Raw genomic sequence first — 19,623 nt, 5'->3', positions numbered from 1 at the left:
TCGCCGATAGTGCCCCGAGGGCGCCAGTTAGACTTGCTGATGCCGCATCAGCGCTGCTGAATCCACTCCCCTTTGCCCGCACAGCCTCATGCTTGACTACTCCTTATTGGCCGCCATCGCGGCCGTGGTGCGCGAAGGTAGCTTTGAGCGCGCAGCGCGCGCCTTGCACCTGTCGCCCTCGGCGGTGTCACAACGCGTCAAGCTGCTGGAAGAACGCTTGGGCCAGGTCTTGGTGGTGCGCGGCTCGCCCTGCGTGGCGACCGAGGCGGGCCGGCATTTATGCCGTCATGTCGAGCAGGTTGGCATGCTGGAGCAAGATCTCGTCGGCGCAATGCCGGCGCTGGCACCCGATGGCCTTGGCCGCGTGACGTTGCGTCTGGCCGTCAACGCCGACAGCTTGGCGACCTGGTTTTTGCCTGCCGCCAGCGCCTTTGCCGACAGCGAAGCGGCCTTGCTGGACTTGAGCATTGAGGATCAGGCCCACACGGCCGAGCGCCTGCGCAGCGGTGAGGTGCTGGCGGCGGTGACGGACCTGGCCGAACCCGTGCAAGGCTGCCGCAGCCTGCCGCTGGGCGCCATGCGCTACCTGGCCACCGCCAGCCCTGCGTTTGTAAAGCGTTACTTCCCGGCTGGCGTGACGGCCGAGGCCTTGAGCCTGGCGCCCTGCCTGCGCTTCAGCCAGCAGGACCGCTTGCAAGCGCGCTGGGTCGAACAGCAGCTCGGGCAAGCCCTGACCCTACCGACCCATGGCCTGCCCTCCTCCCAAGCTTTTGTGGACGCCACGGTCGCCGGGCTGGGCTGGGGCATGAACCCGGCCAGCTCGGTCGCGCAAGCGCTGGCCGAGGGCCGCTTGCAGCCCTTGCTGCCGCAAGCGCCTTTGATGCTGCCGCTGTATTGGCAATACACGCGCCAGCAACTGCCCATGTTGGAGAGGCTAACTCAAGCAGTCTTGGCGGCGGCACGCGATGGTTTGGAGGCGCTCGACTGAATTTCGGCAAGGCTGCGCTTGGACAAAAAACTTCTACAGTCCAGCCTGCATGGCCGGGGCTGCAACAGCTAACGCTGGACCCCTGCTCCGTCGACCTGCTATTGGCCGCGTTAGAGCGGCATATGTCCGGTTCGCCGGAATAGGGCCGCGTGAGTGATCTTGGTGGCGTCCAATATCGCAAACAGCGCGTCAAGGCACTTGGCGCCCAAGCGCTAGCGTGCGAATATGACGCCATGATGACGATCAGCGTTTCAACTTGGTGGTCTCTGCTGTGCGCGGTGGCCTTGTTCAATATCGCCGCTTGGATGATGTCTTCGCTGGCGCTGCACAAGCGGCAAGCATTGTTGCCGCCCAAGGCCTACTCGATGCGCCGCCTGCAACTGCTGCTGTCGGCCGGCTATGTGCTGGGTTGCGCCTTCCGCTCGGCGCTGCCGGTGTTCGACGTGCCGCGCCTGTGCCTGCTGGACACCTGGCTGTCCAGCGTGGTGGTGGGGCGGTCGGTGGCCACCATCGCTGAACTGTGCTTTGTCGCGCAATGGGCCTTGCTCCTGCACGAGGTTTCCAGCAATGCCGGCAGCCGGACAGGCAAGCTGGCTGCGCTGGCCATCGTGCCCATGATTGCCGTGGCCGAGACCTTCTCTTGGTACTCGGTGCTGACCACCTCGAACATCGGCCATGTGGTGGAGGAGTCACTCTGGGGTTTGAGTGCCGCCTTGCTGGTGCTCAGCCTGACTTTGATCTGGCCACGCTTGACCACCAAGCAGCGCCCGCTGCTGGCCGCTTGGTGCTTGATCGGCGTGGCCTATGTGGTGTTTATGTTCATGGTCGATGTGCCCATGTATTGGTCGCGCTGGCTGGCCGATGAAGCGAGCGGCCGGGCCTACCTCAGCGTCACACAAGGGTTCGCTGACGTCGCGGGGCGCTGGACCGTGTCGCACCGCCAGCAAGATTGGCAAAGCGAGATGGTCTGGATGACGGCTTACTTCAGCGTGGCCGTCTGGCTCAGCATTGCGCTGGTGCACGCGCCGGTGGTGCAGCCAAAGGCCGAGCAGCAGGCCTGATCAAACCGCCACAAAGCAGATCGCCGCAGGGCTGCCGACCGCCACGTACTGGCCGGTGAAAGCCAGCCCGCCATCGCCCGCCTGCACCGCAAAGACGGCCAGATGGTCGCTGCGCTGATTGCACACGTATAAAAAGCGCCCGCTAGGATCAAAGGCGAAGCTGCGCGGGTAAGAGCCCCGCGTCCATTCATGCCCCCTCAGGGCAAGCGAGCCGTCCGGCGCGAGCGCAAAAATGGCGATCGAATCATGCAGGCGGTTCAAGCAATAGAGGAAGCGCCCATCGGCGCTGAAGCGCAAGTCCGAGGCGAAGCTGCTGCCCTTGAAGCCCTCCGGCAAGCTGCTGACTTCCGCCAGCGTGCTCAGCCGGCCCGTCTGGGCGTCGAAATGCAGGCAAGCCAGCGTCGATGCTTCCTCGTTCAAGACATAGCAAAGCTCGGCACGCTGCGGGTGAAAGGCAAAGTGGCGCGGGCCGGCGCCGCTGGATGCGCGCCAGCTTTGGGGCGCCGTCAACTGGCCGCTGGCCGCGTCAAAGCGCCAGCTGATCATGAGGTCCAGGCCCAGATCACTGACCAGCAAAAAGCGCCCACTGGGGTCGAGCTGAGCCATATGCGCGTGCGGGCCGCCGTCATGGCCGCTGATTGCAAAGCTGCCGGGCGCAGCCAGCGCCGCCGGCTGCGACGCGCTTGAGGCGGCGCCGAACAGCTCGGCATGGCGGCTGACGGTCAAGGGCTCGTTCAAGCTGCCGTCCGCCGCCACCGGCAGCACGGCCACCGACCCGCCGCCGTAATTGGCCGCAAAAACGAAACGCTGATCAAAGGACAGGCTGAGATGCGCCGGCGCGGCGCCGCCCGAGCTGACGCTTTGCATCAAGGTCAGCGCCCCGCTCTTGCCCTCACGCGCATAGGCCGTCAGCTGGCCGCAGCCGCCGGCGGCGCCGTCGAACTCATTCGCAACATACAGCCGCGTGCCGTCGGCCGCCGGGCATAACCAGCTCGGGTTGGGCGGGCCGGCATGCAGGCCCAAGGGCCGCAGCGCGCCGTCAATCGGATCTTGGGAAAAGCTGTACAACCCTTGGCCATTGGGGCTGTAGCTGCCGACGTAAGCATGAACATTCGCGTTAGGTTTCACAGTCATATTCTCGGTCCAGGCGGCTATGCGTCAGATGCGCAGCCGCACACCGCGCAGCGCCAGCTGTTTGACCAGCAAGGCCACCGCGACCGCATACACCATGCCAAATGCTATGCCCACCGGGCCGGTTCGCAGGGCCAGCGGGAGTTCCCAATGCGCCAGATTCAATAGCGCGCCGATCACAAAGGGGATCAGATAAGCCACCAGCGGATTAGCCGCCACCGGCTCCAAAAAGCTGGGCGCCAGCGTGCGGCCGAGCACATCGATCCACCCGTACAGCGCAGTGAAGATCAACACGCTTGCCGCGGCGCTGTAAAGCGCCCAACTGGGCGTGGCGTAAATTTTCGAGATCTTGAACTCGGGGCGCAGCCAAGTGGCGGCCAGCGCCAGCGCCAAAGCAAAGACCAGGGCCATGGCGAAACGCATGGCCGGCCCCTTGTTGCCTCGCCCGTTGCCATGGCCGCTGCTGCTCCGGTCAAAGTACAACATCGCCGTCGTGCAGCCGCTCAGCACCAGCGCGGCGTGGCTGAAGTGACCGTCCTGACTGAACAGCAGGCTCAGCAAGACCTGACCCTGCACCGCCGGCGCGCGGTGCAGGGCGAAGTAAGCGACACAAAAAGCGATGCAGGCCAGCAAGCCCAACACGCGGCCACGACAGAGCTGAAAACAGGCGCAGCCGATCAGATAAGCCCAGCCGATCAGCCCAAGGATGCCCCACCACTGCGGCGTCATCCCGTCCTGCCCGGTCGGCCCGCCCCGGTACAGCAGCGCCAGAGCCACAAACAAGCCCACGCCCACCCAGCGCCAAGCAAGGCCCAAGGCCGGGCCGCCGCTCAGCGAACCCCAGACAAGGAAGGCTGCGACATAGCAAAGCAAGCCCCAAATCTGAATCGGCAGCAACATCGAAGCCGCGTGAAAACCGCCCTCGGCATTGACCATGAAGAGGCCAATCACCACCAGGCCCAATGCCCGTTGCGCCACCTGCCCTTGCACCCGCCAGACCGTGTCGCCCTTGTCAAAGCGCTGCTGCAAGGCGAAGGGAATCGACATGCCGACAATGAACAAAAAGGCCGGAAAGACGGCATCTACAAAACTCATCGCATCCGCATCGGCCGGCATATGGCCCATCCACTGCGGCAGCCCGATCACGCCATGCCATTGGTTGACGGTGATCATCACCAACACCGTCAAGGCTCTGAAGGCATCGATCGAATTGATGCGGCCGGCTTGCACCTTCAACCAGGGTGCTGCCGATGGAGTTGTTGTTTTCGAAGTCATGGCCGGGGCCGATTTTGGGGAGTAGTTGTTGGCGCAAGCCAAAGACATCACGAGCGCCACTTGGCCTAGCGGCTGTCGGGAAAGCGAAGAAGAATCAAGACCAGGGCGCACGCGCTGTATCGAGCTGCGTGCGCCCCTTGCTGGCGAAGCAATGTCAGTAGTTCAGCGTCGCCCGCAGACCATACATCCGTGGCGCGTTATAGCTGTTGGATGTGTAGCCGCCCGCTTGACCCTGGCCCATCCAGTTCTTGACGATGTTGTTGCTGAGGTTGTTACCCCACAGCTCAACATCCCACTTGCCCGAGGCGCCGGCCAGCTTCAGCGAAGCGTTCCAGTTGGTGTAGGCGTCCTGGTAGTCGCCAATGACCGGGTTATCCAGGTTGCGCACGGTGAAGTACATCTTGCTTTGCCAGCGCATGCCCACGAAAGGTGACAGCGTCATGCCGCCGCCCACATCGAAGTCATGCCCGTAGTTGAGCGCAAACGCATACTTGGGCGCGTAAGGCAGTTGGTTACCGGTCACGTCGCGAATGGCGCGGCCGCGTTTTTTCGGATCGTCGCCCAGATAAATCGGGGCGCAAGGCTCGGCCTTGTTTTCGACCCGGTAGCCACACATCCATTCGTCGCTATAGGTGTCGTAGGACTTGACCTTGGTATCCAGCACGGCCAAGAAGCCCGAGAGATTGCCGCCCGCCCAAGGCAGGAGCTTGAACTCAAGTTCCAGGCCTTGGATGTTTGAGTCACCGATGTTTTCGGTCTTCCAGGCGCTGACCACGTCACAAGCGGGCTCCCAATCGGCACAGACACGACCCGGCTCCAGCTTTTTCTGGCCCACGGCATTCATGCCGGTCACATGCATGCCCTTGTATTGGGTGTTGAAGTACACCGCACTGAAGTTCAGCTTCCTGTCCCAGTGGCTGCCCTTGTAGCCCAACTCAAAATTGGTGGTGGTTTCGGGGTCGTAGTCGAGGAAGCTGTATTTCTGCTTACCGCCGTCCACGCAGGTGCCCCCGCCGCAGGTATCAAACTTGTCACCGAAACCACCTGGCCGATAGCCGGTCGCGGCCGAGCCGAAGACCATCTGGTCCTTGTTCAAGTCGTACTGCAGACCCAAGCGGTAGGTCGGTTTGCTCCAGCTCTTGCTATAGCTGTTGATGACCGGTTCTGGATAAACGCCCAGGCCGGCAAACGGGCCCATTTGCTTGGTCAAATCGGTCCCGTTGTGCGGCGTGCCGACCGGCGTGTAGACACCGCTGGCAGCATCCCAGCCGGCGGGCTTGAACTTGCCGTTGTAATACCAAGGCGTGCTGGCGTCCCATAGGCCGGCACTGGTGCCCCCGTTGTCGGTACGCTTGTCTTGGCTGTAGCGGAAACCGGCGGTGCCGGTCAGGTTCTCGGCCAGCTTCAAATCACCCTGAGCGAACAAAGCTTTGGACTCGATTTGACGATCGGGTTGCCCATAGAACTGCCCTTGCGGCATGCCGTACGGTGCCGAGACCAAGTTATCTTGCGCGAAATTGATCGCGTTCTTCTCGGACATATAAAAGGCACCGGCCACATAACGCCAATCCTTGGTGGTTTGCTTGAACTGCAGCTCATGCACCCAGGATTTGTACTTGGAGTCCAGCGTGTAGCTGGCCTTGTCGATCGAATGTTGGCGCCCCCAGTTGCCCCAGGGTTGCATGATGTCCACATCGCTGTCGCGCCAGCTCTCGCCGCCATCATCGTCGTGGTCCTGGGCTCGCTGCTGCACCGCGTAAGCCCCCTTGTAGATCAGCTCGCTGCGCTCATCGAGCTTCCAGCTGAGGCTGTTGCGGAAGGTGTCGATCGTCATGTCGATCTTGCCGGGCACGTTGATGATGGCGTGCCACTGTCCCTCTGGGCCGCAGGCATAGGCGGTGCCGGCCGCCATCTTGCAGTCCTTCAAACCGACGTCGCCGGCGCCCTTGTTGGCGTAATGCTCGAAGCCGCCTTGCCATTCCAGATCTTTGGTGATGCCCCAACGTCCGGTCACGCGCGCCGCCCATTGGTCGGAGTTTGCATATTGGTCAGCGGCCGACACTTTGCGGTTCAATCGCTGGTCGTTGTCGGGCTTGCCATCGGGCGTGAAGTGGCCACCATCACCCACCGCGTCGGGCAACTTGACGCCACGGTCGCGCAAATCTTGAGTCTGTTTGATATAGCCGTCACGCTTGTCCACCATCACGGCGGCACGCAGGGCAAAGTTATCAGCCAGCGAGACGTTGTAGACAGAGCGCACTTGCTTGGCGTTGTAGTTACCCAGTTGCAGCGAAGTCCAGCCGTAGTTGGACTTGAAATCGGGCCGAGCCGGAATGATGTTGATAACGCCGGCGGTCGAATTGCGACCGAACAAGGTGCCTTGCGCACCGCGCAGTACTTCAACCTGGTCGAGGTCGAACATCAGCGCCAAGGACCCTTGCGGACGCGGCGAATAAATGCCGTCGATATGGATACCCACGGCGGGGTCGCCGATTTCGGTGAAGTTGGTCGAGGTCACGCCACGAATCGACACCAGCACGCCCGAGTCAGCGCTGGACAAACCCAGCTGCAAATTGGGGACCGTGCCGCTGAGGTTCATCAACTCCTTGACGTTCTCGCGCACCAAATCATCGCCACTCAGCGCCGTCACGGCCACCGGCGTTTTGAGCAAATTGGTTGCGCTGCGCGTGGCCGTCACCGTGACCTGCGGCAGCTCATTTTTGTCGCTCACCTTGTCGCCGCTCTGAGCCTGCGCCCAAGCCGCGCTGGCCGTGCCCAGCAAGGCACAGACGGCCCATTGGGTGGCACTGCGCCGAGATGGCGCGCAAATTGATTGACCCTTGAAACGCTTGTGATTCATTTTTGTCTCCATGCTTTTATAAAAATGCGGCCAAAGCAAACATCAACAACTTGTTCGGTCGCCGCGCGCCTACTCACCTACTCAGTCACCTACTCGCCCAGCGCATCGCTCAACAGCCGAGCTTTGCGCCCGGCGCCACCTCGAACTTCATGCTGGCGCGCTGGTAGAAATCAATCCGCCTTGCCACTTGCTTGCCGGCGTAGGAATCGGCTGGCTTGCCGCATTCAAGTGCGCCGTTGATGCTGCGAATGGTTTCGCCGAAACCGGCGCCGCTCACCATGGCCTGGTGCGGCGTCATGGTGCCTGGGCCGTTCTGGTTCATCCAGTACCAGAGCGCGGTTTGCCAGGCGACCTTGGGGTCGCGGGCAACGCGGTCGGGGTCGGCCCAGAGGTCCAGACCAATCGCTTTACCGGCGGCCAGATACTGATAATTCCAGGACAACTGGATCGGGCCTCGTCCGTAATACTGCTGACCCGGCGCACAGGTCTGGCCGGCCTCCAGGCTGCAATACTTGTCGTAGTTGGCTTGGTTGTACTCGCGCACCGCCTTGAGCTCGTCCGACTCATGCGCGATATTGGCCAAAAAGGCGGCCATTTCCTGACGCCGCTGTTCGGCCGTGCCGCTGCCGGCAAATTCTGGAAACGAGCGCACCGCCTGTACAAAGCCCTCGTAGGAATAAAAAGCAATGCGCTGCGGAAACAGCAGTTCGAACTGAGCCTGCGTTGGCAAAAACTGCGCAGCCTCGCCGCTCGCCGCCGGCGGGGCCGCATCCTGCTTGGGCGCTGTCGCGCAAGCCGTGCTCAATAACAGGGCCGCAATCAGCGGCAGGGTCGCTGGATCCATCCATCGTGTTTTCATTTCGCTGCCTTCTTTCCTTGCAGTAACTTTGATACCAGTAATGTCACCGAAGGGCAACCGGTACTCGACTGGTTTTTACTATCGCTGTTTATGCGCCGTCCTTCCTCAAGAATGCCTTAAGAGTGCATTAATGCGACGCTTGCTACAGTGGAGCGCATGAAGATCTGCCTCGTAGAAGACGACCTGGAACTGGGCCACTCGGTGCAATCCCTGATTCAAGACGGCGGCCATGACGTGGTATGGGTGCGCCGCATCACCGAGGCGCGTTACTGGCTGGAACAACTGGTGTTTGATGCGGTGGTGTTGGATTTGGGGCTACCTGACGGCAATGGCCTGGATCTGCTGCGCAGCATTCGCCAGCAAGACAAACAGCTGCCGCTGATCGTCATCACCGCCCGCGACGGTATCGAGGACCGCCTGCAAGGCCTGGACAGCGGCGCGGATGACTATCTGGTCAAACCCTTTGCCGGGCCTGAGCTGCTGGCGCGCCTGCGCGCAGTGGCGCGGCGCTCAGGCTTGGCGCAGGAGTCCGAGACGCAAGAGTGGCAGGTCCAGGACCTCACGCTGGATGAACGCCGCATGCTGCTGACGCGCGGTGACACCGTCATCAATCTGTCCAAGACCGAGTTCACGATTTTGCTGACCCTGCTCAAGCTGCCCGACCGGGTCGTCACGCGGCGCGAGCTGGAGGCGCGCGCCTTGCCTAACGCCGACAGCCATGCGCTCGATGTACATATGTTCAATCTGCGCAAGAAGATTGGCGAGGGCTATGTGCGCACCGTGCGCGGGGTCGGCTTTGTGGTGGAGCGCAAATGACGTCGCTCTTGGATGCAGAGCTGGTCGCCACAGGCGATGCAGCCACAGCGCCCGGCGCCACCAGCTCCTTGTTCGGCCGCACCTTTGGCGCGTTTTGCGCGGTGCTCTTGCTGATCTGGTGCATCTTGATGTTGCGCGAGTTCCATGACGTGCGCGTCGTCAACACCCGCAACGGCCAGGCCTCCAATCAGCTTTGGGCCGAGCATGCACGCATGCATGCCTCGCTGTGGGCCGACCAGCCCGAGCGCTTGCACGCCGCCTTGGCCGAGCTGGAACATTTGCGCGAACAAGAGTGGATGGGCATCGGCTACGAGGCGCCCTTCATTGCCATGCAGGTTTGGCAAGGCGACAAACTGCTCTTTCGCCAGGGGCCGCCCGATATGGGCGACCGGCTGACGCCAAACGAGCAACACTTCGAGAGTGACGCGCGCTGGTTGTATGTGGAGGCGCGCGCACCGGCGCAGGGATTGCTGGTGCGACGCTGGCAAGAAGTGCCGGGTGACTGGCATTTCAGCTCCGATGGTTTGAGTTATTACGCCCGCCCGCTGTTCTACAGCCTGCCGCTGATGATGTTGGTCGCTTGGTTGCTTTTACGCGCCGGCTTTGCGCCCTTGCAGCGCATCGGAGCGCAGATTGCGCAGCGCTCGGCCAAGGACTTGTCTGCCCTGCCCCAGTCGCCCTACCGGGAGCTGGCGCCGGTGGTCAACTCGGTCAACGGCTTGATGAGCCGGCTGCAAGAGCGGCTGGAACGCGAGCGCGAGTTTTTGCTCGACGCCGCGCATGAGCTGAAGACGCCACTGGCGGTGGTCCAGCTGAATGCCGAATCACTGCAAGACGCACCGCCTGGCGAGCGCCGCAATGAGTCGGTGGCCCGGCTGAATGAAGGCGTCAAACGCGCCACCCACACGGTACACCAGTTGCTCGCCCTGGCACGCTCCGGCTCCGATCAGGACAGCACCGCGCTGCTCCCGCATGATTTGGTGGCATTGGTGCGCGACCGGATGGCGCTCAGCAGCCAGTTGGCGCTGCAGCGCGGCATCGAACTTGAATTGGAATCCCCCGAACGCTGTGAGCTACTCTTGAACCGCGAGAGCATAGGCGCGCTGGTGGACAACCTGGTCGACAACGCCGTCAAGTATTCGCCCGCCGGCAGCCTGGTGCGGGTCGCCATTGCCACCCAGGAAGCCGGCACCAAAGGCTGCGTTGTGCTCAGCGTCAGCGATCAGGGGCCGGGTATACCGATTGAGCTGCGCCGCAAGGTGTTCGAGCGTTTCTTCCGCCTGCCCGATCAAATCCAATCCGGCAGCGGCCTGGGCCTGGCGATTGTCGAGCGGGCCGCCGCTCAGCACGGAGCAGCAGTCACCTTGAGCGAAGGCCCGCAAGGCTGCGGCCTGACGGTGCAGGTGCAGTTCAAGGCCGCACCCTGATGGCCCGGCCATTGCTGCGCAGCCCTTGGCCAGCTTCGTTATCTCTTCCCGCCGAATTCCTCTTCGCCCTCATGCTGTTCGCTGCCACCAGTCCTAGCAATGCCAATATCACAGCAGCGCTGAACTTGATGCCTTGGCCTCAAGAGATCAGCGCGCAAGCCGGCAGGCTGGCGCTGGCACGGCAGATCAGGATCGAGGTCAAGGGCGCGGATCTGGAACTGCCCCTGCGGGACTGGTATCGGCGGCTGGCCCTGCAGACCGGCGGGACGCTGCAAGCGAGCGCTGACGCAGCGGCTCAGCTGATCCGCATACAGGTGGCGCAAGACGGCCCGCGCACACCCACGGCGACCGACGATGAGAGCTACCAACTCAGCATCACTGCCGAGGGCATCGCGCTGCAAGCCGCCAGTCGCTTCGGCGCCCTGCGCGGTATGGAGACGCTGCTGCAATTGCTGCACACCGACACAAGCATTGAGGATGTGGGCCAGGGCCGCGGCAAAGTCTGGCTGCCGCTGTTGACAATCCAAGACTCGCCCCGCTTTCGCTGGCGCGGCCTCTTGCTCGACTCGGTGCGACATTTTTTGCCACTGGAGGACATCAAACGTCAGCTCGACGGCATGGCGGCAGCCAAGCTGAACGTCTTCCACTGGCATTTGAGTGACGATCAGGGCTGGCGTTATGGATCGCAGGCCTTTCCGAAGCTGCAAGAGCTGGCCAGCGATGGCTTGTTCTACAGCCCGGCGCAAATGCGCGAGCTCGTGGCCTACGCGGCGGAGCGCGGCATCCGCGTGCTGCCCGAGCTCGGCTTCCCCGGCCATGCCTCGGCCTTGGCCGTGGCCTACCCCGAGTTGATCAGCGCTGCCGGGCCATTTCAGATGCAACGCCAATGGGGCGTGCACCTGCCGACGCTGGACCCCAGCAAGCCGGCGGTCTATGATTTTTTGGACCGCTTGGTCGGCGAGTTAGCGCAAATCTTCCCAGATCAATACCTGCACATCGGTGGCGACGAAGTGGACCCCGCGCAATGGCTAGCCTCGCCCAGCATCCGCGCCTATATGGCAACGCATGGTTTGCCTGACCCCCAAGCTTTGCAGGCGCACTTCAATCAAAAGCTGGAGCAGATCCTGACCAAGCATGGCCGGCGCATGGTCGGCTGGGATGAGATTTTTCACCCCGCGCTGCCGCGCTCCATCATGGTGCAGTCCTGGCGCGGCCAAGACTCGCTGGCAGCGACGCTGCAGCAGGGCTACCCCGGCATCTTGTCTACCGGCTTTTATCTGGATCAGCCGCACAGCAGCGCTTTCCACTACCGCAATGAGCCGCTGCCCGCAGCCCTGGACGTCGACGATCAGCTCGCGGCCGGCGAGCAAATCCAGACCTGGTCGTTTCAGATGGCCAGGCTCAAAGGCCCCGGCTTGGCCGGCAGCTTCAGTCTGATTCAAGACCGCAGCGGCGGCTGGCGCGGCTTTATCGATTTCGACGGGCGTGCGCGTCGCTCGCTCCGGCACATTGCCTGGCGCAGCGGCACGGGGCTGAGCTTCACGCTCGACACCTGGATGGGCGAATTCACACCCGCCGTGCAGCTTGATGGCCCGCAACTTTCGGGTTATGTCTTGATCGGCAATGTGCGCTACCCGGTGCGTGGCGAGCGCTTGGCCGCGGCGCCCGCCGGCATCGCCCCGCGTCGCCTGGACGCGCAACAGGCCCAGCATCTATGGGGAGGTGAGGCCGCCTTGTGGACCGAGAACGTCAATGCACAGATCCTGGACCTGAAGCTCTGGCCGCGCCTGTTTGCCGTGGCCGAGCGCCTCTGGTCGGGTAAAAACCTGCGCGATGAGGCGGACATGTACCGCAGACTGGTCGGGGTCGACGCCTGGGCCAGCCTCTCGGTTGGCCTGCAGCAGCATCAGCAGGCGGCACAGCTGCTGACCCAAGTCGCCGGCAGCGATCAGATCGCCCCGCTGCAGAGCTTGGCCGAAGCGGTCGAAGCCGGCCAGTACTACGCCCGCCAGCATGCCAAGTTCCTCAAGGGCGACTACCACCAGTTCGAGCGCCTGGACCGCTTCGCCGATGCCTTGCCGCCCGAGAGCGCGACCGTACGCGAGATGGACGCCGCCGTCAGCCTTTTGCTGGCCAACCCCAGCGAGGGCCCGGCGCTGGCGCAGCTGCAGGCCATCCTGAGCCGCTGGCAGCGCAATGATGCGGCGCTGCGGGCCTTGATCAAAAGCCGGCCGGCCTTGGCCGAGTTGGCCCCGGTGGCGGCGGATGTGGGCGATCTGGCCGAGCTGGGCCTGGATTTGCTGCAAAGGCTGATACAGCGGCGGCCACTGAGCGACGCCGAGGCGAGCCAAGCGCAAGCCTTGCTGGCGCGTGCGGCGCAAATGCGCGATGAAGTCGTGATTCGCGCCGTTTACCCGCTTGAGCGCTTGCTCATGGGCCTGATGGCGCTAGGGGGCGTCGCCACAAAGTAAAGCGCGCCAGCAATACGCTCAGATAGGCAGCTCGGTGTAGTAACGTCCACCGTGAAAGATCAGCGGCTGGGCGCCCTCGCGCCAGCTGCAGCTTTCAACTTCGCCGACGAAGATGACGTGATCGCCCTCTTCGTACTGGCTGCGGTTGGCGCATTCGAACACCGCCGCAACACCATCCAGCACCGGCGCGCCGCCCGCCCCCTCGCGCCAGGCGACGCCGGCAAAGCGGTCAATATCTCGGGTCGCAAAGCGCTGCGCCAAATCCTTTTGATCGGCTGCCAGGATATTGATCGCATAGTGCGACCCACGGCTAAAGACCGGCATCGAGCCGGCCTTCTGGCCCAGGCTCCAGAGCACCAAGGGTGGGCTCAAAGAGACCGAGTTGAAGGAATTGGCGGTCAGGCCGACCAGGCTGCCGTCCGGAGCGCGCGCGGTGACGATGGTGACGCCGGTGGCAAACATGCCCAGCGCCGAACGAAAGCCCAGCGCCTGAAGCGCCGGGGTGGCTGCGGGAGATTCGGGGCTGAAGGAGGAAGTCGATGTCGGCATAGGCGTATTGTTGACCGAAACAGTCGGTCTCTGCCGCCAAAGCGAAATATGCCCTTTGCAAACAGGCCTCAGAATAGGTGCCGCCAAATGAATTTAGCGCCAGCCCTTCGCCCTTCCTACCACTCATGCCTCAAGACTTCGATTACCGCTCCCCTGTCTCATCGTCCCCACTGTGCGACTTGCCGGCTTTCGGCCATTGCGCCTGCCACAGCGCAGGCGCAGCCGGCAAGCCTTACCAACGCTCGCGCCGACTCTTCACCGGCCTGCTGGGAGCGACTGCGCTGCTGCCGGCATGGGCGCGGGATGGGGTGGAGGTCGGCAAGACCAGTTCCTTGACCAAGCTGGTGCCGGCCGAACAAGTCGAGCAAGCCGGCGCCCAGCAGTACCAGCAGATGATGGGGCAGGCCAACCAACAACGCGCCTTGGCCCCGGCCAATCACCCACAGCTGATACGTCTGCGCTCAATTGCCAAACGCATCATTCCGCAAGCCATGGAGTGGAACCCTCGCGCCAAGGACTGGCGCTGGGAGGTCAATTTGATCGCCGACCCGCAGCTGAACGCCTTTTGCATGCCGGGCGGCAAGATCGCCTTCTTCTACGGCATCCTCGAAAAGCTCCAACTCACCGATGACGAGGTCGCCACCATCATGGGCCATGAGGTGGCGCATGCCTTGCGGGAGCATGCCCGCGAGCGCATGGCCAAGACGCAGGCGACGCGGCTGGGCGCCTCGGTGCTGTCTAGCCTGCTTGGCCTGGGCAATGTCGGCGATGCGGTGCTGGGCATGGGCGGGCAATTGCTGACACTGACCTTCAGCCGCGAAGACGAGAGCGAGGCCGATCTGGTCGGCATGGAGTTGGCCGCTCGCGCTGGCTACGACCCGGCGGCCGGCATCACGCTCTGGCAGAAGATGGGCGCGGCCAGCAAGGGCGCGCCGCCGCAATGGCTGTCCACCCACCCGGCCGGGCCGACCCGCATCCGCGATATCGAGGCCAATCTGCCCAAGGTCAAGGGCCTGTACGAAAAGGCAGAAAAACCAAGCCAACGTTTTGACGTCGCGCCACCGCTACGCAGGCAGGCTACGCAGGGCTGAGCCTAAGGTGGAGCGCAGGGTCGCGCACAAGGTCGCGCACAGGGTCGCGCGAGCAAAAAAAAGAGCCCCCAAGGCATTGCGCCTTGGGGGCTTTTTAAATGGTGTTGCGCGTCAGGCGATCAGCCCTGCACGCCCAGCCGCTTGTTGATGTACCACTGCTGAGCGATCGACAAGATATTGTTGGTCAACCAGTACAGCACCAGACCGGACGGGAAGACGAAGAACATAAAGCTGAAGGCCAGCGGCATGAACCACATCATCTTGGCCTGCATAGGATCGGGTGGCGTCGGGTTCAACCAGACCTGGAACAAGCTGGACGCCGTCATCAGCAGCGGCAGAATGAAATACGGGTCCTTGGCCGAGAGGTCAACAATCCAGCCGATCCAGGGCGCGCCGCGCATCTCGACCGAGGACAGCAACACCCAGTACAAGCCCATGAAGAAAGGCATCTGCAACAGGATAGGCAGGCAGCCGCCGATAGGATTGACCTTTTCTTCGCGGTAGATGCGCATCATTTCTTGCTGCATTTCGGCCGGCTTGTCCTTCAGGCGCTCGCGCATCGCTTGCACCTTGGGGCCGACGGCCTTCATCTTGGCCATGCTCTTGTAGGCGCTGGCGTTGAGCCAGTAAAAGGCAATCTTCAGCAGCACGACCAAGGCAATGATGGCCCAGCCCCAGTTGCCCAGGATGCCGTAGAGCTTTTCCAACAGCCAGAACAGCGGCTTGGCCAGGATGGCGAAGATGCCGTAATCCTTAACCAGCTCGAAGCCTGGCGCCAGCTGAGAGAGTTTTTCCTCTTCCTGAGGGCCGACGAACAATTGGTCGGCATGCGTTGCCGTGGCGCCGGGCGCCAGCGCCGGCAAGGTGAACACCATGCCGACCGCATATTGATCGGGCACCGCACCCTTGACCTTGTTGACAAAGAACTCGCGCGGTGTGTGCTCGTTGTGCAACCAGGCGCTCGCAAAATAATGCTGGACCATCGAAACCCAGCCGTCATCGGCGTTCTTCAAGATGTCGACCTTGCCCTTGTCGATGTCTTTGAACTCGACTTTTTGGAACTTGGTCTTGTCGGTGTAGAGCGCAGGGCCGGTGAAGGTCGACGTGAAAGCCGTACCACCTGGGCCGGCGACATTGTTGCGCACCAGTTGCACGTAAACCTGCGGCGTGACGGCTGCGCTGCCAACGTTGACAACCTCATGCTTGACACCGATGACATGCTCACCGCGCTTGAAGGTGAAGGTCTTGATGTACTTGACGCCGCCCTGCTCGGGGGACTCCATGCGCACGACCAACTCGTTAGCGCCGGCCTTCATCTCGCGCTCGCCTGGCGCCACCGTCATCAAGGTGTTGTGGGTCGGCAAGGCTTGGCCTTGGCTGCCGATCAGCCCGGTCTGCGCCTTGTAGCTATGCCCCTCGCTGTCGAGCAGCACCACCGGGGTTTGCGGCACGGTCGACTTGTCCTTGATACCCACCGCTTGCAAGATGGGGTCAAACAGGCCGGGTTCGGGGCCGGTCAGGTAGGTCGGCAACTCAACCCGGGTGACATCGCCGCCCAGGGTGTTCAGCGTCACGTCCAAGACATCGGTCTTGATATGAACTTTTTCACCGGCCAAAGCGGCTGCCGACGGCGCGGCGGCAGGCAAGCCCGCCTGTGCGCCTGCCACGGCTGCAGCGGCCGGTACGCCGGTCGCACCGTTTGGTGCTGCCGGACCCACGGTGGCAACTTTCGGCGCCGGTGGGCTGAACATGGACGGCTGCCCATTGTGTTTTTGCCAGCCGTCCCAGAGTAGGACGAGCGACATGGTGAACACCACCCACAGCACGGTGCGGCGTATATCAGTCATGAGGAGGCTTCTGAATTGGAGTTTCGAGGAGGGGATGCCGGCATGCACACGCCAAGGCGGGTGAACAGGCCGGGCGCATTGTCAGGCACGCCGTCATGGCCGCCTTCGCAAAACGGATTGCAACGCAGAATTCGGTGCAAGGTCAGGTAGCTACCAGCCAGCGCACCGTGGCGCTGCAGCGCCTGGATCGAATAGACCGAGCAAGTCGGCTCAAAACGACAAGACGCGCCCAGCCAAGGGCTGAGCAGCAAACGATAGCCGCGCACCAAGCCAATCAACGCCCGCTGCGGGATCGAAGAAAGTTTGATGGGCAGCATGGCTGGGGGCCTAGCGCTCAGGCGCCGGAGCGGGCCAGCACGCGGCCGACCAACTGCGCCAGTTCGGCATGCACGGCCGCCCGGAGCGCATCCGACGCAGCGCTGGGGAACAGCTTGCGATCGAAAGGCGAGCGCAGCCGAACCACCCACAAGCCAGGCGGCAAAGTGGGTTGTTCGGCAAAGGCGGCACGGATTTGGCGCTTCATCAGCGAGCGAGTCACCGAACGTTTGGCATGGCGCTTGGGCACGATCGCACCCAGCCAGCAAGCGTCCGGAGGTACTTCATCCACAGGCTTGTGGGTGAGCTGTGCATCGCCTGTTGATAACTTGCCCGCAGCGGTGGATAAGACCTTGGCGGGTTTGCTCGGACAGGCGGCCAGATGATGTACCGCGAAATGACTGCTGCGCACGCGACTGGGGCTGCCCAGCACGCGCTCAAAGTCGGCCGATCGCACGATGCGGCCGATCATGACTTCAGCTTTTCTAGGCTTAGACAGCCAGACGCTTGCGGCCCTTGGCGCGGCGCGCAGCGATGACGGCGCGGCCACCGCGTGTCTTCATGCGAACCAGAAAGCCGTGGGTACGGGCGCGGCGGGTCTTGGAGGCTTGGTAAGTGCGTTTCATGATGTGGCCCCTTTAGGCAATATCTAGGCAGTAATCTAGGCGGAACTAGCGAAAGTCTAAGGACGTCGGATGACGCTTTAGCGGTGGTTGGCGATCAGTCGCCGGCTTGCAAAACGATTGGCGTGGTTTGCGCGATTTGCGGTTTGCACCCCGGACGTCGGGTGGTTGCCAGCCAGGGATGAATCAAGGCCAAAAACCACGCTGCGACGGCCACTGATGTGTGCCGCGCCGGGTCGCCGCTTCTGCGTTCGCACGCACCCGCAAGCTTTAGCTGCCACAGCCCATGAAAAGTCATTCGACCCAAAAGTCATTTGCCCCTTCACTCCGCTTCAGTCACACCCAAGCTCACGAGCGCTGCGTGGATAGGTGCCAGGCAAAGCCCGCATTTTCTGCGCACCCTGACCAAACAATCCTACTCCGCTTTATCTAGCGTCCGGAAAACCCGCGATTACACCAAAGTTTTAAGCCCCCGTCAAGCGCTTGCCCGCCCCCACGCACCCCAAGCCAGCCCGACTGACGCCAAAAAATCTGTGGATAACTCTCGGGTTGCGCACTCGAAACCCGTACAATCTGGCCGCTCTAGAACAAGTTTTCCACAATGAGCGCAGACATGCTTGGTGTAATGAGCGCAGACAATTTTGATCCCAATAGTTTGACCGCAGGTGGATCGATGGCAGGCGGCGCAGCTGCAGCCGCCGTCAGCAGCAGCCCAGCCGAAGGAGGCCAGGATGGTCTTTGGCAACTGTGTTGCGAAAGACTGATCACTGAGCTGCCCGAGCAGCAATTCAACACCTGGATTCGCCCCTTGCCGCCGGCCGTGGTCAGCGATGGCGGAACTGCGGGCGGCTTGCTCGTGTCCTTGCGCGTGCCCAACCGCTTCAAGCTTGACTGGATTCGCAACCAATACGCCGGGCGCATCGAGTCAGTATTGTCCGAGTTGGCCGGGCAGCCCGCACGGTTGGATTTGGCCTTGGCCACGCGCGACGCCGCGCCCCGCCTCGGCACCGCGACAGGCAATCAGCCGAGCCAGGCACTGCAGCAAGCTGCCCAGCCCTCGGCAGCGGCCGCAGGCCAAGTGTTGCATAACGGCCTGCGCCCGGTGGTCAACCCCTCGCATCAGCAGCAGAACCACGCTGCGCAGGGCAATCCGTCGGCAACATCAAGCAGCATCGAAGTCCAGCAGTCGCCGACACCCAAGCCAGCCAATCTCGCCCCGAGCGCCAGCCGCCACCGCATCAATAGCGCACTGACCTTCGACAACCTGGTGCCCGGCCGAGCCAATCAGATGGCCCGCACGGCTGCCCTGCATGTGGCCGGCGCGCCTGGTGCGATGTACAACCCGCTGTTCATTTACGGCGGCGTCGGCCTGGGCAAGACGCATTTGATCCACGCCGTCGGCAATGCCTTGCTGAAAGACAAGCCGGATGCCCGCGTGCTCTATCTGCACGCCGAGCAGTTCATCTCCGATGTGGTGAAGAACTATCAGCGCAAGACCTTTGACGAGCTGAAAGCCAAGTACCACTCGCTGGACCTGCTGCTGATCGACGATGTGCAGTTCTTTGCTGGCAAGGAGCGTACGCAAGAAGAGTTCTTCAACGCATTCGAGGCCTTGCTGGCCAAGCGCGCTCACATCATCATGACCAGCGACACCTACCCCAAGGGCCTGGCCGATATTGATGAGCGCTTGACCAGCCGCTTTGATGCCGGCCTGACGGTGGCGATCGAGCCGCCCGAGCTGGAAATGCGCGTTGCGATTCTGATCAAGAAGGCCGAGGCCGAGCAGACGCCAATGCCCGAAGACGTGGCCTTCTTCATCGCCAAGAACGTGCGCGCCAATGTGCGCGAGCTCGAAGGTGCCTTGCGCAAGGTCTTGGCCTACAGCCGCTTCAGCCACAAAGAAATCAATATCCAGCTGGCGCGCGAGGCGCTGAAGGATCTCTTATCGATCCAGAACCGGCAGATCTCGGTCGAGAACATCCAGAAGACCGTGGCCGACTTCTACAAGATCAAGATCGCCGATATGTACAGCAAGAAGCGCCCGGCCAGCATTGCCCGGCCGCGCCAGATCGCCATGTATATCGCCAAGGAGCTGACGCAAAAGAGCTTGCCCGAGATCGGTGAGCTGTTCGGCGGGCGCGACCACACGACGGTCTTGCATGCGGTACGCAAGATCGGCGGCGAGCGCCAGAAGAATACCGAGCTGAATCAGCAGTTGCATGTGCTGGAGCAGACGCTGAAGGGTTGACCCGGGTTCGATCTAGCATCAATTTACGACGTGCTGCTCCAGAATCGGCCTTGGAGTAGGTC

At 62.5% G+C, this 19,623-nt stretch carries 16 protein-coding genes; 7 read left to right on the top strand and 9 right to left on the bottom strand.

The genetic code is table 11. The annotated features are described in order from the left end of the window. Positions 1 to 88: 88 nt before the first annotated feature. Entirely contained in the window at positions 89 to 988 is a 900-nt protein-coding gene (locus PRZ03_RS02690; RefSeq protein ID WP_273598897.1) for a LysR family transcriptional regulator ArgP, read from the top strand. 233 nt (positions 989 to 1,221) lie between these two features. Continuing rightward, complete coding sequence (locus PRZ03_RS02685; protein ID WP_263534221.1) at positions 1,222 to 2,049, top strand: hypothetical protein; 828 nt, start codon at positions 1,222 to 1,224, stop codon at positions 2,047 to 2,049. On the opposite strand, the gene PRZ03_RS02680 is transcribed toward PRZ03_RS02685, so the two are convergent. The 4 genes from PRZ03_RS02680 to PRZ03_RS02665 form a co-directional block, all read right to left on the bottom strand. Further along, the gene (locus PRZ03_RS02680) at positions 2,050 to 3,183 is read right to left on the bottom strand and encodes a lactonase family protein (protein ID WP_273598896.1); all 1,134 of its coding nucleotides are present in this window, start codon (positions 3,181 to 3,183) and stop codon (positions 2,050 to 2,052) included. It lies immediately after the preceding gene. Positions 3,184 to 3,207: 24 nt separating this feature from the next. Next, complete coding sequence (locus tag PRZ03_RS02675; RefSeq protein WP_273598895.1) at positions 3,208 to 4,455, bottom strand: DUF5009 domain-containing protein; 1,248 nt, start codon at positions 4,453 to 4,455, stop codon at positions 3,208 to 3,210. A 154-nt stretch (positions 4,456 to 4,609) separates the two neighbouring features. Next, a complete protein-coding gene (locus tag PRZ03_RS02670) occupies positions 4,610 to 7,315 on the bottom strand; it encodes a TonB-dependent receptor (RefSeq protein ID WP_273598894.1) in 2,706 nt (901 codons plus the stop codon). Between the two features lie 109 nt (positions 7,316 to 7,424). Beyond that, positions 7,425 to 8,174 (bottom strand): chitinase, encoded by a 750-nt coding sequence (locus PRZ03_RS02665; RefSeq protein ID WP_263534217.1) that lies wholly within the window; start codon positions 8,172 to 8,174, stop codon positions 7,425 to 7,427. 156 nt (positions 8,175 to 8,330) lie between these two features. Here PRZ03_RS02665 and PRZ03_RS02660 point away from each other — a divergent pair, with 156 nt between their 5' ends. From PRZ03_RS02660 to PRZ03_RS02650, 3 genes are all read left to right on the top strand, one after another. Next, on the top strand, positions 8,331 to 8,990 hold the full coding sequence (locus PRZ03_RS02660; RefSeq protein WP_263534216.1) for a response regulator transcription factor: 660 nt from the start codon (positions 8,331 to 8,333) through the stop codon (positions 8,988 to 8,990). Continuing rightward, on the top strand, positions 8,987 to 10,417 hold the full coding sequence (locus PRZ03_RS02655) for a sensor histidine kinase (RefSeq protein ID WP_273598893.1): 1,431 nt from the start codon (positions 8,987 to 8,989) through the stop codon (positions 10,415 to 10,417). The genes PRZ03_RS02660 and PRZ03_RS02655 overlap by 4 nt, the downstream gene beginning before the upstream one ends. Before the next feature lie 71 nt (positions 10,418 to 10,488). Continuing rightward, a complete protein-coding gene (locus PRZ03_RS02650; protein ID WP_273598892.1) occupies positions 10,489 to 12,888 on the top strand; it encodes a beta-N-acetylhexosaminidase in 2,400 nt (799 codons plus the stop codon). A gap of 18 nt (positions 12,889 to 12,906) precedes the next feature. Here PRZ03_RS02650 and PRZ03_RS02645 read toward each other — a convergent pair whose 3' ends face one another. Further along, positions 12,907 to 13,437 (bottom strand): flavin reductase family protein, encoded by a 531-nt coding sequence (locus PRZ03_RS02645; protein WP_263534213.1) that lies wholly within the window; start codon positions 13,435 to 13,437, stop codon positions 12,907 to 12,909. A 125-nt stretch (positions 13,438 to 13,562) separates the two neighbouring features. On the opposite strand from PRZ03_RS02645, the gene PRZ03_RS02640 reads away from it, so the two are divergent. After that, positions 13,563 to 14,528 carry a M48 family metallopeptidase gene (locus tag PRZ03_RS02640; RefSeq protein WP_263534212.1) on the top strand — a complete coding sequence of 322 codons (966 nt, stop codon included), beginning with the start codon at positions 13,563 to 13,565 and terminating at the stop codon, positions 14,526 to 14,528. Between the two features lie 119 nt (positions 14,529 to 14,647). Here the strand turns inward: PRZ03_RS02640 and yidC are convergent, their stop codons facing one another. From yidC to rpmH, 4 genes are read right to left on the bottom strand one after another with little or no spacing between them, the layout of a single operon-like run. After that, on the bottom strand, positions 14,648 to 16,375 hold the full coding sequence (gene yidC / locus PRZ03_RS02635; RefSeq protein WP_273598891.1) for a membrane protein insertase YidC: 1,728 nt from the start codon (positions 16,373 to 16,375) through the stop codon (positions 14,648 to 14,650). Beyond that, complete coding sequence (gene yidD / locus PRZ03_RS02630; RefSeq protein WP_276595144.1) at positions 16,372 to 16,692, bottom strand: membrane protein insertion efficiency factor YidD; 321 nt, start codon at positions 16,690 to 16,692, stop codon at positions 16,372 to 16,374. The genes yidC and yidD overlap by 4 nt, the downstream gene beginning before the upstream one ends. A gap of 17 nt (positions 16,693 to 16,709) precedes the next feature. Further along, positions 16,710 to 17,162, bottom strand: coding sequence for a ribonuclease P protein component (locus PRZ03_RS02625; RefSeq protein WP_273598890.1), 453 nt, complete (start codon positions 17,160 to 17,162; stop codon positions 16,710 to 16,712). 19 nt (positions 17,163 to 17,181) lie between these two features. Continuing rightward, positions 17,182 to 17,316, bottom strand: coding sequence for a 50S ribosomal protein L34 (gene rpmH / locus PRZ03_RS02620; protein WP_054021782.1), 135 nt, complete (start codon positions 17,314 to 17,316; stop codon positions 17,182 to 17,184). 622 nt (positions 17,317 to 17,938) lie between these two features. On the opposite strand from rpmH, the gene dnaA reads away from it, so the two are divergent. Then, positions 17,939 to 19,561 (top strand): chromosomal replication initiator protein DnaA, encoded by a 1,623-nt coding sequence (gene dnaA / locus PRZ03_RS02615; protein ID WP_273598889.1) that lies wholly within the window; start codon positions 17,939 to 17,941, stop codon positions 19,559 to 19,561. Positions 19,562 to 19,623: the final 62 nt, after the last annotated feature.

This window comes from Roseateles albus, assembly GCF_028595345.1.
Taxonomy (GTDB): domain Bacteria; phylum Pseudomonadota; class Gammaproteobacteria; order Burkholderiales; family Burkholderiaceae_C; genus Paucibacter_A; species Paucibacter_A albus.
Note: the sequence above shows the minus strand (reverse complement) of the source record. Positions and strands in the feature narration are given on the sequence as shown.